14 protein-coding genes are annotated in these 13,387 nt (G+C 50.3%); all 14 read left to right on the top strand.

What is annotated here, in order from left to right:
* Positions 1 to 206: 206 nt before the first annotated feature.
* A complete protein-coding gene (locus M1P90_RS05650) occupies positions 207 to 737 on the top strand; it encodes a hypothetical protein (protein ID WP_483701672.1) in 531 nt (176 codons plus the stop codon).
* Between the two features lie 227 nt (positions 738 to 964).
* A complete protein-coding gene (locus M1P90_RS05645; RefSeq protein ID WP_483701671.1) occupies positions 965 to 1,768 on the top strand; it encodes an alpha/beta hydrolase in 804 nt (267 codons plus the stop codon).
* Positions 1,769 to 1,867: 99 nt separating this feature from the next.
* Complete coding sequence (locus M1P90_RS05640) at positions 1,868 to 2,644, top strand: alpha/beta hydrolase (protein WP_483701670.1); 777 nt, start codon at positions 1,868 to 1,870, stop codon at positions 2,642 to 2,644.
* A gap of 358 nt (positions 2,645 to 3,002) precedes the next feature.
* A complete protein-coding gene (locus M1P90_RS05635; RefSeq protein WP_483701669.1) occupies positions 3,003 to 3,455 on the top strand; it encodes a hypothetical protein in 453 nt (150 codons plus the stop codon).
* A gap of 315 nt (positions 3,456 to 3,770) precedes the next feature.
* Positions 3,771 to 4,889 (top strand): VHL beta domain-containing protein, encoded by a 1,119-nt coding sequence (locus M1P90_RS05630; RefSeq protein ID WP_483701668.1) that lies wholly within the window; start codon positions 3,771 to 3,773, stop codon positions 4,887 to 4,889.
* 228 nt (positions 4,890 to 5,117) lie between these two features.
* A complete protein-coding gene (locus tag M1P90_RS05625) occupies positions 5,118 to 5,906 on the top strand; it encodes an SIR2 family NAD-dependent protein deacylase (protein ID WP_483701667.1) in 789 nt (262 codons plus the stop codon).
* A gap of 426 nt (positions 5,907 to 6,332) precedes the next feature.
* A complete protein-coding gene (locus M1P90_RS05620; RefSeq protein WP_483701666.1) occupies positions 6,333 to 6,566 on the top strand; it encodes a hypothetical protein in 234 nt (77 codons plus the stop codon).
* Positions 6,567 to 6,792: 226 nt separating this feature from the next.
* Complete coding sequence (locus M1P90_RS05615) at positions 6,793 to 7,383, top strand: hypothetical protein (protein WP_483701665.1); 591 nt, start codon at positions 6,793 to 6,795, stop codon at positions 7,381 to 7,383.
* Between the two features lie 101 nt (positions 7,384 to 7,484).
* Entirely contained in the window at positions 7,485 to 7,664 is a 180-nt protein-coding gene (locus M1P90_RS05610; RefSeq protein ID WP_483701664.1) for a hypothetical protein, read from the top strand.
* An 85-nt stretch (positions 7,665 to 7,749) separates the two neighbouring features.
* Positions 7,750 to 8,457, top strand: coding sequence for a metallophosphoesterase family protein (locus M1P90_RS05605; RefSeq protein WP_483701663.1), 708 nt, complete (start codon positions 7,750 to 7,752; stop codon positions 8,455 to 8,457).
* Positions 8,458 to 8,635: 178 nt separating this feature from the next.
* Positions 8,636 to 9,325 carry a DUF2711 family protein gene (locus M1P90_RS05600; RefSeq protein WP_483701662.1) on the top strand — a complete coding sequence of 230 codons (690 nt, stop codon included), beginning with the start codon at positions 8,636 to 8,638 and terminating at the stop codon, positions 9,323 to 9,325.
* Positions 9,326 to 10,138: 813 nt separating this feature from the next.
* Positions 10,139 to 10,612, top strand: coding sequence for a hypothetical protein (locus tag M1P90_RS05595; RefSeq protein WP_483701661.1), 474 nt, complete (start codon positions 10,139 to 10,141; stop codon positions 10,610 to 10,612).
* Positions 10,613 to 11,246: 634 nt separating this feature from the next.
* Positions 11,247 to 11,849 carry a zinc ribbon domain-containing protein gene (locus tag M1P90_RS05590; protein ID WP_483701660.1) on the top strand — a complete coding sequence of 201 codons (603 nt, stop codon included), beginning with the start codon at positions 11,247 to 11,249 and terminating at the stop codon, positions 11,847 to 11,849.
* A 324-nt stretch (positions 11,850 to 12,173) separates the two neighbouring features.
* A complete protein-coding gene (locus M1P90_RS05585; protein ID WP_483701659.1) occupies positions 12,174 to 12,755 on the top strand; it encodes a hypothetical protein in 582 nt (193 codons plus the stop codon).
* The last annotated feature ends 632 nt before the right edge of the window (positions 12,756 to 13,387 follow it).

Below are 13,387 nucleotides of genomic sequence, written 5' to 3'. Positions count from 1 at the left end.
GGCGTTGCAGTTGACCGCTTCGCGCGCGAGATCATCGTTTTTGAGAGAAGTTTGTGCCTGCGCTTGCGGCAACTGAACGCCAATCCGTTGGGCGGGCCGCATCAAGCAAGAACGTGCAATCATTCCTCAAAGTCATAGTGCCGTGAGCCACTGTTCAACAGGACATTTTCATGCCATCGTCTCAGCCACCACATCGACGTATTCTCATGAACACTCGGCTCCCGGCGGAAGAGGCACTCCAGCGTCTTACCCGTTCCATTGAAAAGCAAACACCGATCTTTCCCTTACAGCCGCGACCGCGAACGTGGCTTTTCGCAGGAACGATCACTGGCTATCAGTTTTCAATCTGTCGCATCCCAGCGGGCAAACGCATCTACGAAAATCAGATCGATGGCGTCATAGAGCCGACACCTTACGGTGCAAGCATCACATTAACCATTCAACCGCATAGTTCGAGCGTACTAACAAGCAGGATCGGAATAGTTATCCCGCTCGTTTTTGGTCTGCTGTTTGTCCTTGGTCCACTCTACTTTGCTATTCTTGGACAACTCTCTTGGAATTGTGGACTCTTTCCGCTGATCGTTGCTGCACTCGCCATATTTTTTCTCCGCGCAATCCCAACCAGCACCGCCACATTTGATGCGGATGCACTGACTGCTCTCGACAATCTGCGCTCGATCTTTGCGACCGAGACGGAACGGGCGCTCGATAATGAGAACACGCCTCCTGGCCAATGACGGTAATCAACGGCACCGCCCAACACGCGCTTGCAGCGGACGCCGCTTCGCGTCGAGCGAGATCGGTGTTATTTTCCGCGCCAGTATCTGCTACAATGTGGTTGCCATCAATCGGTGGCGGCGGCTGATGCGCAATCCGTTAGCCCGCTAAGTTCGCGCGGTCCGCAGCATCAATGATATAATTGTGCTGTATCAGTGTTAAAGTCTCTACTGCAAAGGAGGGACCAGTGGCATCGATTGACGGCTCTGCAACACTGCTTGCCACGGAAGTTCGCACGCTTTCTGCACCCGCTATTCCACAAGAGTATCGTATCTCTGTCGCACTGCCACGTTCGTATGCATCACACCCAGAACAAATCTATCCAACAATTTACGTCACCGACGCCATTGCCTTTTTTGGCCTGATCACTGACATCACACGTGTCATGAGCTTGTGTGGGAAGTTTCCCGAAACAATTGTCGTCGGGATCGGCTATCCATTGGATGATCCGCTCGATGAAGCCATGACACAGTGGGAGAGCTTACGAACGCGAGATCTCACGCCCATTGCCGCCTTATCGTATGGTCCCCAGTCTGGTGGTGCATCAAACTTTCTCTCATTTATCCAAACAGACCTCATCCCAATGATCGAACAAGAGTATCGCGCCGACCCAACAAACAGAGTGCTTGCCGGCTTCTCTTTGGGCGGACTGTTCGTGCTGCACACGTTGTTTCATCAGCCAGACCTTTTCAAGAGCTATATTGCTGGAAGTCCTACACTTGGCTATGGAGATAGAGTCACGTTTGCGTATGAAGCGGAGTATGCTGCCGCTCATACAAATCTGGCGGCCAATCTGTATCTAGGAGTTGGAGGAGAAGAAGAAGAGGTCGAATGGCCAATGGTGTCGATATTCTATGAATTGGTTGCGCGCCTGCAAAGCAGAAAATTCGAAGGATTCTCGCTAACAACACACGTCTTCGAGAACTGCGCGCATTGTGCAGCACCAGCACCGCTCTTCCAGGCCGGAATACAAGCAGTTCTTTCCAAGTAGTAAACTGAAGCCATAGGGAAACTTGCAGATCCTGCTGATCAGAATAGCTGGATAACTCACCAGTTATCACTTCCAAGTAGTCGCACTCAGGAGGAGTTCATGAATACATCCTATCCACGGAAAGGCTTGTTCCACACCGAAGAGCGTACTCTATTTTGTTCCGCAGTTGGCCGAGAGTATCATCTCTCAGTTGCGCTTCCAGAGAGTTACGCGACATCCAAGCAAGCTTATCCCGTGGTCTACCTGCTCGACGGGGATTTTACGTTCGGTATGGCGGCCGCACTCACCCAGGCGATTCATTGGAGTTGGGGAACACCCGAATTGATCGTGGTAGGTATCAATTACGATATGGAAAGTTATGAGCAATGGGGGCACCTTCGAGAACGTGATTTTAAGATCCCTGAATTGCAAGATGCGCCAGCAGATAGCGTGGCAAACCTATTTCTCCAGGCACTCACACAGGAGATACTCCCCTTTATCGACGCAAACTACCAAACCCTCCCTTCCGATCGCTGTCTGTATGGCTATTCCTCAAGCGGTTTCTTTGTGCTCTACGCCCTGTTGCATCAACCGGACGCCTTTCAGCGCTACCTTTCTGGCAGCGGTGAATTCTCTATCGCGTATCCGTATCTCATTCAGCACGCTACGCAACTCGCGGCGCAGGAAACAGACAACTCGCTTCAACTCTACCTTTCAACCGGCGAGTTGGAAGAGGGAGAATTACCCTTTTTCAATCAACTTATCGCGTTTTTGAAGCAAGGAAACTATCCTGGCTTACACCTAACTACGGAAATATATCCGGGTGAAGGTCACTGTCCGGAAGGAATTGCGCTCACATATCTGCATGGCATACGCAAAGTATACCAAGCGGGCTAACACGCGCTTGCAGCGGACGCCGCTTCGCGTCGAGCGAGATCGTGCGTTTTTCAGCGTTCGTTTCTGCTACAATGTGGCCGCCATCAATCGGTGGCGGCGCCGCTAAAGCGCAACCCGTTGGGCGGGTGCCGAGCAACTCTCGTGCGACAACAAGCGCCGAAAGATGGTAGCGCATTTGTGGATATGTAGCACGCCATCTGAATTGTAAACTGGCGCAGGCGCTACGCTGACCGGTTCTCGATTCTGGTAAAACTGCTTCATCGGGAAGGAATCACGCTGCTTATTTCGTCAGCAAGCAGCCGAAACTGAATAACTCTCACTGCATCCACCTCGACACAAACAGTTTGGAGGCGCACTGATGCCTACTCGCCCAGACATCATCGCAATTGATCATGATGATTACAAGGCCAGTCATGTCGGTCACACCAGCGATGGACATCAATTCTTCCTAACAACGCCATTCATTCCGCCAATTGACAAGCATACGGCGAGGCGTGAGTTTGTTGCACTCTTTCTATTTGATAAAGATGGCGCGCTCGTTGAGGCACGTATCGATGATCTGGGTCCATGGGACGATCTCGACGAACAACACGCCCAACACGTATTCGACCAGCGCTTGCGCGAACTTGGCGAGGTTGAGTACGATCGCATCATGGTGCGACCATTTCAGATCAAGCGCTTTGACACTCTATTCGGGCTAATACCGCATGCGCCCGATGGCAAAGACATAGACTGGTGGTGGGTAAGTCTTGAACCTGGCGATTATATGGCCTTTCACGAACCTTGGGACAGTGGTATCTATGATACCTGAGTAACCGATCACCTTAGAATGCGTGAGAGCCGCCACCCGCCCAACCCGCCGCTCAAGCCGACGCCGCTGCGCGTCGAGCAAGATCGGGCCTTTTTTGGAATCTGGAAACAAGCGATTGTTTTCCCGATCTATTGGTGCGGCGCAGCTTAGCGGCATTCCGTTCGGCGGCTCTTCAATGCTCTGCCCTCAGAAAAGCAAATACCAGTGCTTGACCCAAAAAGACAGCGATAGTATACTCCGGTTTACCCAATGCGCCTGAGCAGAAGGTATATTCATACTTACGAATAACCGCCATCATTGCCACGGTATTTTCTTATGCGAACTAAGATGTGTTCTGTTCATTATTTTGTTATGGTTGCCTGTTTCTTATTCGTGATGCCTTCACAGGCTCAGAGTAATTTAGGTGCTAGGTGTTCTCAAGGAGGGACAATAGCTACTGATGTTTCCTTTGTTAACGACAGCTTCTTCAAAACAATCTCCATATATTGGGTCGATGAATCGTGTCAGGAGGTGCTCTACTATACGTTGAATCCCAAAACTTCCTATACTCAATCAACATTTGTCGGACATATTTGGCATGTACGCGATAAAAGTACGAGAATCTTATTACAAGAGACGACTGCCAGTGCGACAACTATTACTGTCAGAATTACCGATACCGGAATTGTTTACTTGCCTGTCGTGCTAGGCTTGCCTACAATACCAGGCCGTTACACGTATGACCAACCAGATGATACTGGTGATTATCAAGTTCACATCGTGTATGCTATACCAAGCGATGGTATTGATCAGAGGTTTGACATCAATGGAGCACTCAAGACTTCAGTAATGGCTTTCCAGAAATGGATGTCGCAACAAACGAACGGTCGATCCTTTAGGATTGACACCTATCAAGGGCAATACGATATCACTTTCGTGAGGCTGAGTAAATCTGATGAGGAAATCCAGGCAGCAGGTGCATTTGTTCGTGAAGCTATCGAGGAGGATTTAAAGCAAAAAGGATTTGACCATCCACAGAAAATCTACGGAGTGTATTATGGTGGACGTGCAGTTCCCTGCGGCGGAACGGGGGCAGCGCCTCCTACCATTATTGGTAAAGTGGCTAGTACTTACTTTGGCGCTTGTGAGAATTCTTTTGCTCCATCCATTGATCAACCAGGCTATTTGGAATTTGTCATGGCTCACGAACTCGTTCATACGCTTGGTTTCGTTGCAGCTTGTGCCCCACACTCTATACCTGGGAATAGTAGCCATGTAAACGATGATTCGCGCGACTTAATGTACGCTGGCCCTCTTCCGTGGCAACCATCAATACTCGATATCGGAAGAGACGACTATTTTGAACACCATATCCCAGGTTGCTTAGACTTGGCGAATAGCGCATTTCTTAATCCTTCATCACCAAATGCTGAACCACCACCAGGCTGGCCCTAGTGAGTAGAAGCCATCACGAGGCCGCCGAACAAGCCCATGCAGTTGACGCCGCTGCGCGTCCACAAGATCGGGGCTTTTTTGAAACATAGGATCGGCATGAGCGTCTTCCCGATCTATTGGTGGCGGCGCAACTGATGGGCAGGGCGTTAGGCCCCTTTTGCCTGTCCTGCGGTATACTCGACGTATGCTTTTATAAGATCGTTTTGACTCGCTACCAGGATATTGAGCATGAATGCTGAAGCCAGTGCCATTCTTGATCAGCTTGTGCCAGTTCTCCAACGTGCTCAGCACGTCGTAGTTTTGACCGGCGCTGGCATCTCAGCAGAAAGTGGTTTGCCCACTTTTCGTGATCCTATGACTGGACTGTGGGCAAAGTATCGCCCTGAGGAACTTGGCACACCACAGGCATTTCGGCAAAACCCCCGTTTGGTGTGGGAATGGTTTGCCTGGCGTCGACAGCTCGTCCAAGGAGTCGCGCCTAATCCAGCACATCAGGCACTGGCCATGCTGGAGCACTATATTCCAAACCTGACCATTCTGACCCAAAATGTGGATGGATTGCATCAGCGTGCGGGCAGTACACGCGTGATCGAGTTGCATGGCAATTTGGCGCGCTTCAAGTGCTTTGAAGAAGACGAACCGGTTGCGGCATTGCCTATTACTGAAGAGACTCCACCTCGTTGTCCGCGCTGTGGAGGCTTCTTACGCCCTGATGTCGTATGGTTTGGAGAGCGCCTTCCTGAACAAGACTTGAATGATGCCCTAATTGCAGCAAAACAATCTGACCTTTTCTTCTCGATTGGCACATCTGGTACTGTGGAACCAGCGGCTTCACTACCGTATCGCGCGCTAGACCGAGGAGCGACGGTCGTAATGAGCAATTTGGAGGTGCCGAATCGTGCCACACCGCCACTGTATTACCTGAATGGGCGAGCGGGGGTCGTGCTTCCTGAACTCCTGCAACGTGCATGGCCAACACCAATAGAACATAAGGCTGTATCAAACCAAGATGCGTAGATACGGGGCCTAACACGCGCTTGCAGCGGACGCCGCTTCGCGTCGAGCGAGATCGTGCGTTTTTCAGTGCTCGTATCTGCTACAATGGTGTCGCCATCAATCGGTGCGGCGCCGCTAAAGCGCAGGCCGTTGGGCCGTCTATCAGCTCCTGCTCGCATCTTCAAACATGCTGTCAGCTTACAGTGCCTCTTGTTCCTATATCGACACCAGATGTATTATAGAAGATGACGGAGATACGGGACCTACACCCTCTCGATTTCTAGAATCTCAGTGGAGGTACCCATCCGGTGGTTAAATGAGGGCGTCTGTCAGAAATTGGCCTTGAGGTAGAGGTACATTGGAGAATAACCGCAACCTTTAGTTGGGTGTCTGGATTAGCAGGAAACGATTGTTGCAAGTCTTGCACGACTTGCTGGAAAGGTAAACATGAAGATCATCGTTAAGAACGATCGAAAACGAACAGAGGATCTCGTCTATGATTTCGCAACGGACACTGACACAATCGTCGTTATTGAATTAGCCAATGGTCAAAGTATTACCCTCAAGGATATAGGCAGTGATGAATTTACAGTGACCGCAACAAATGGCCGACGCTATCGAGCAAAACCTATTACAATTTCGCCCATCTCCGAAGATACGATAACGATCAAAGTTGAGTAAGAACTCTTGCAGAGACGGCCCAACACGCGCTTGCAGCGGACGCCGCTTCGCGTCGAGCAAGATCGGGCGTTTTTCAGCGCCAGTTTCTGCTACAATGTCATTGCCATCAATCGGGGGCGGCGCCGCTAAAGCGCAAACCGTTGGGCGGAATATTCCACCGTGACAGCGCGCCGCTAAACGGCAAACCCGTTGGGCGGAATATTCCACTATCCGAGAAACACAGCCCATGAAGCAATCACAAATCAATCCTGAAAATACAAACCTACTGCACACCCAAAACAACTCCGAGTTTACCTCTTATATCTTCTGGTATGCCGTATGGGCCGTGCGCCGTCGCCGCGTATTCGACAAACGCTGGCGCATTCCGAAACGTTGCACTATCACGCCCGTTTCGCTCGACTTTGAAACGCTCCCATCGCTTGCGATTGAAGAAATTGCTGCAACTTCGATTAAAGTTCATAAGACTCATCGTATCGGCGTCTTCGCAGATGTCATTATTCGATTGCATCGTACTCATCCAGTCTTCGGTCGCCAGTGTACACTCGATATCTATCCTGCAACCAGCGCGGAACCTGAGAAAGAAGCTCGTGCATTCGTTCAGGTTGTAGAGGCATTTCGACAGGGACAACAACCCTCCGTTGATCCACATCCGTGGAGGCGCAGCTATCGTGCTGAACACAGATTGGCTCCAGAGTCAGCGCTAGAACCCATAGATCAGCCGCCATACAATCATGAACCAACAGATACTGGATGGATTTTCCTTGGTGTACTTGCGCTCTCTACAGTTTTGCTTATCCTCTCAGTGTACTTTCGCTAAGCAGGTTGTGATGAAAATAATCGTTAAAAACCTCTATCTTCGAAGTTTTAATGCATGTAAGCATTGGTTGTAAGAAACGGAAACACAGGAACAGCTGAAGGATGCAATTGTTTATGTCGCTTCAATGGGATCAATATATGCTTGAGCTTGGCCGTTTCGCAATGCTTCCGCCCAACACGCGCTTGCAGCGGACGCCGCTTCGCGTCGAGCAAGATCGTGCGTTTTTCACCGCCAGTATCTGCTACAATGGTTTAGCCATTTATGCGTGGCGGCGCCGCTAAAGCGCAACCCGTTGGGCGTCTATCCATTCACACCACTGCTTCATGATCCGCGAGTCTTTTTGAATTCGTCAGCAGGAGCATCGTCGTGCGTTTCGCGCTCTTCTCTGATATTCACGGCAATTATATGGGGCTTACTGCTGTGCTCAATGCTCTTTCCGCATTGGGCGGAGCCGATGTCCTGATTGCCGCTGGCGATCACGTGACCGGCGAGTCTGGCGGCGATGATCTGCTCGAACTTCTTCTTGCGTACCACGTTCAGCTCATCCGTGGTGATAGCGATACGCCTGACAAATTCAGTCGTCTGGCCGAGCAAGCCCGTCTGCATCCTGGACAGACACGAAACTCGATGGCCTATTATCAAGGAGTTGTCGATTGGTTTGAGACTTCGATTTCCAAAAGCACACGTCATCTGCTGGCAGCGTTGCCGTTCGAATTGACATTCGATGTTGCACCCGAACAACGGTTGTATGTTTGCCACGCCTCACCACGTGCAATTGACGATCCAATCTGTGCTGCGGGGACGCCTGCTGACACGGTACGACGCGCGTATAGCAGCGTGGATGCCAGCATCTATGCGTTTGGACATGCACACACATCCTATACTCGCTGGCTTGATGGGCGGCTGTACATGAATGTCGCGAGCGTTGGATTTCGGCACGATGGGCTCAGTCATTTCACCGTGCTTACCTATCGCGATGGGCATTGGATGAGCGAACACCACGCGATCCCATACGATACAGAGGCAGAAGCAAGACGAGTTCTCCAACGTGGCGTCCCACGGCCAGATCCATAATGAATGGCAAACGACGGCGATGACGCCCAACACGCGCTTGCAGCGGACGCCGCTTCGCGTCGAGCGAGATCGTGCGTTTTTTAGCGTCAGTTTCTGCTACAATGGAGTTGCCATTTATCGGTGGCGGCGCCGCTGAAGCGCAACCCGTTGGGTGGCTTTCGTTATACCAAGGGCTAGTATGGTCAATATTCCCGTCGCAATTCCCTCCAACGATGTCGAACTTCTACCGTGGTTTCAGCCCCATTTTGAAACCGTATTTGTATTACTCCATCCCTTTTTTGCTGTTTCACCTGATGTGTATCAGCAGTTCACTCTTTCTAATGCAGTCCCGACCCGACAGGAATGGCGCACACTTGCCAAACCAATCACGTGGTCGGAGATGACTACGCGTGTTGGATTTTCGCATCGAGGTAGTCTCCATACAACATTGCTCCAAAGTTTTGGGGCGATTCGCCCACATGATACGGAGGCGATACATCGTCTTGAGCAATACCTAGCGGAGCATCACTATCTCGAACCGACCAATGGTACATTTGACGAGCTTTTACTGGATAGTATGCTTGATGCCTGCGCTCTGAATGATCAATCAACAGTCTATCTCGCGAGTGCGTTCGACTCGATTGCGCACGAGCGGTCGATTGCAGTACTGCGTTCTGATCCAGATGCGCGTCTCGGGATGGTAGAGCCAGTTCTCTGGACGATTGACCAGACCGTGTTATTTTGTGTGCACTGGGATAGTTTTTATACCTGTGTTGCCGGCCCGCGCACCACGCTCACAACCTGGGCCAAGCGATACGCCTGGGAAGGTTTTTTTGCTGAGCCAGGAATGATGCTTTTTTGGGAAGAAGAACCAGGTGCGAAAAACTAGGTGCGGAAACACGCAGCCACCCAACACGCGCTTGCAGCGGACGCCGCTTCGCGTCGAGCAAGATCGTGCATTTTCAGCGCCAGTTTCTGCTACAATGGGGCGGCCATCTATCGGTGGCGGCGCCGCTAAAGCGCAACCCGTTGGGCGCGTCTCGTTTCGCAGGTCGTCTCAATCTCGCGGGTCGCTTTCTGTCTTTTCGGCAGAAGAACGCGGTGCAGCCACGAAGAAACGAATCGAGCGTGGGATGAATGCCCGTTGTGCCGCGTGATTCCAGTCAGCGCTTGCTCAACCCCGTGTGGTGTGAGCGCCCGTTGTTCTGACGTGGTTCCGGTCGGCGTTTGACGCATATCAACGTGGTACGAACGCTCGTGGTGCTGAACGTGATTCCAATCAACGCTTTCTCAACCCTGCGTGGTACGAACGCTCGTGGTGCTGAATGTGGTTCAAGTCAGCGTGGTTCCGGTCAGCGCAGTTGCTTGTATCAGATCAACGTGGCCGGCGTATGCCTCAACTCGGCTGTCTATCAAAGCTCGCGCCCAACACGCGCTTGCAGCGGACGCCGCTTCGCGTCGAGCGAGATCGGTGTTATTTTCCGCCTCGGTATCTGCTACAATGTGACAGCCATCAATCGCTGGCGGCGCCGCTAAAGCGCAAACCGTTGGGTGCCAATATGTCAGCCTTCTCGGCTTCAGGAAGCCGCCATTTGGGCAACCTGGCACGGAACTCGGCTGATCAGTTTGAACCACGCCTATCGCTTACATGATCGTTTAGCCAGACCTCGCATCGATAGCGAAAGCATTTAGGGTAGTTTCGATGCACCAACACGATTTTTCAATTGATACAGATCATTTTCAGTTTTATCTTGAAGATTGCCAACATTCTGATGCAGAATACAACCTGTGGTTGCATGCGTTCATTCCTGAAATTCTCGATGTGTATGATGGCGGTTTGGCGATCGGCACCGCACGATGGGGATTACAAACCCGAGTTTCAGTCGTCATGTTAGAAGAAGCTCCTGGTGATGCTTCTCTGTGCGATTGGGATCGAGTTGTCGAGGCCAGCGTAGAATGCCGATCTGGATGCATCTGCATCGCTTCACCAGAATCTGGTTCGCATGAGGAAACCAGAATGAAGATTGCGCCTGGTTGGTATCGTGTCAGAATCTGCTGGGGAAACATCCAATCAGTTGACGACGAGTTGGAACCAACAGGTGAGGATCAATACGTCTTATTCCTTTGGACTGCTTCGTATGCGTTACCATCTATAGCAATCCGACGTGATTTGTAAACTTGCTGCCTGCCTCTACTTGGAAACTAGCCTCCTGGTGCGGCAGCTATCGGAACTCGTTTACAACTCCACTGAGATCGCTATATCATCCAAAAAAGCGTAGAATCGGCATGAGCGAGGAGATCGAAATGAAAGCTGATTAGCCATTGGCACCCAACACGCGCTTGCAGCGGACGCCGCTTCGCGTCGAGCGAGATCGTGCGTTTTTCAGCGTTAGTATCGGCTACAATGTGACTGCCATCAATTGGTGGCGGCGCCGCTAAAGCGCAACCCGTTGGGCCATAGCCATTACGCTTCCTCTAAAAATTGGCTCTCAAGTTGTGAATCATACAGGGCACGTTTATAATAGAGCGCCGTGAACGATTTTGATAGCGAGGATAATTTTTCCATTCACTACCCTACAGAAAATTTGTTCGATGAAATAGGTCGTATTTTATCGAACAGATGAGCGTAAATACAGGCAGGACACCGTCCTGTTCATCCGAAGTGTAAAGAGTTTCTTTGTCCGAACAGCTCAAACTCTTCCGATATCGCGTAAAAATGGTATTCGTACCGCATAGGGCTGTACCTTCAACCTATGTTATGGTAAAGTTGTTGAATAGCACGGATTTTCTGTACGGTAGTGAATTTTTCCATGCTGTGCCATTCCTGTGGTGCCTCCATTCGGCCAAATGCAAAATTCTGTACGAATTGTGGTGCTGATATAAAGGTCACTATCCCTTCTGAAACAGTGCTTCAGCCAATAAGCCAAAGCACACAATCGCCGATTTGCATATTCCCTGGCTGTACTACCCCTGTCGCAAAAGCTGGTCATGCGCTCTGCTATCAACACTGGAAAGCCACAACAGGCGATAAATCAGCCTCGCATGATGATGAACTTCAATTCCGTGAAAAATTCCCAGCGCGACATCGGACGACTGACGGGCATTGGGTGCGTTCCAAAGCAGAAATGCTGATTGATAATTGGTTGTATATGGCGAATATCGTCCATGCATATGAGCGCCAATTACCGATAGAAGAAGCCGTTTACTGTGATTTCTACCTTCCTAATGGCAAAGTCTATATCGAATACTGGGGTATGGAGCGCGATGCAAAATACCGGGCACGAAAGGCAACAAAACAAGCAATCTATCGGAAGTACAACTTGAATTTAATAGAACTCACCGATGAGCAGATCAAAAATCTTGATGATTACTTGCCTCGACAACTTCTAAAATATGGTGTTAGTATTGTCTAAATCGCGCACTTTGTTACAAGAAATATACGCAATGGCCCAACACGCGCTTGCAGCGGACGCCGCTTCGCGTCGAGCGAGATCGTGCCTTTTTCAGCGCTCGTATCTGCTACAATGTTCTTGCCATTTATCGGTGGCGGCGCCGCTAAAGCGCAACCCGTTGGGCCACACTTTCGTAGTTGCTAATAGATACCACTTTCTCAAAAGAGAGGCTGAGTAGTTGTGATCATTTGTGGCTGTGAAGAACCGCTTCGTGTCAATCCGTATCTTGACCCCGGACCAGCCGCACCTCGAACGGTTCTTGACAATCCAATTCAAGAGCCTCGTTTGAATCGCTATACCTTTATTCTCGCTGAGCCATCAACCGCTGCACGCGCAACGTTTGCAGAACTGCTCCAGCAAATCTCTATCCATATGAGCCTACCTATGACTTGGTGTATGCGACGACCACTATTTACAGGAACCAACGATCGGTTTCCCTCGCTCTCTTGGATTGCCCGTCGTAAAAAAGCTGCATGGCAACTGTATACTGATGAAACACTCGCTATCGCCGTGCAGCCAGTTGCCACCCTCACTCCAACGCTTCGACCTCCCGATTATCAGCCGGCCCAAGCGGACGAATCCTCATTCCTCCTACTTGGTCCATCTCCTGCACCATCAGCGCTTGCACAAGAACCCTTTCGTTCAGCCCTCAAGGAGTTTCGGCCAGGAACTTCCTGGCCTTTGGAGAAACAAGCCCTGGTTTGGCTTGCTGAGAACCAGCAATCGCTTGCATTCGCTATCCGTGACCATCTTGGAGTGAATGGAATGCTTATCTTGATCAGCCCGCAACGTGTTCCTTTTGATGACCTCGTAATACAACCACCTATTGAGAAACGTGATGATGCATGGCGTTTCTTATATAGCTAGAAGTCAAGCGGCTTGTCCAGCGATACGTGCGGCCCAACACGCGCTTGCAGCGGACGCCGCTTCGCGTCGAGCGAGATCGGGGTTATTTTCAGCGCTGGTATCTGTTACAATGTGCCAGCCATTTATTGCAGCGGCGCCGCTAAAGCGCAACCCGTTGGGCGTACAATCAAAACTCTTCCCTTCCTCAAAATCCAGAAATCAGGCATTCACCTGTGGTAAAATAAAATCGAAATCCGCCAAGATACATGGCTAGTTTTGCTTATGACATCGATGCAGTAAGAAGATGTACAGCAGCAACTTGAATTGCTGAAAACCTACCGAGCTTCTTTGTCCTATTATCTACGTCAGATTGCATTGACGGGTTCTCTTAACACTCCGCCGAGTATACTCCATGGTATTAAAGAAGCGCGCCAAAATATTTCAAGAATCAAAACAATATTACAAGGTTGGGGAGTGCAGGTTGATGATCATCCAGACGATGACGCTCCTATAGATACTTCCACTTCGTTATCTGACATATCACAAAAGAATCCTACCATACGTAGTGTAGGCTCTGGGATAGAAAAAAATATAAAGCGCTTAGTCAAAGAATTTACTTGTGGTTTCTGTTATAGCCAAACAGGCTATGATAT

The sequence above is a fragment of the Kouleothrix sp. 19917 genome, assembly GCF_057073505.1.
The sequence above is the reverse complement of the archived record's forward strand: the minus strand, read 5'-3'. Positions and strand labels throughout refer to the sequence as shown.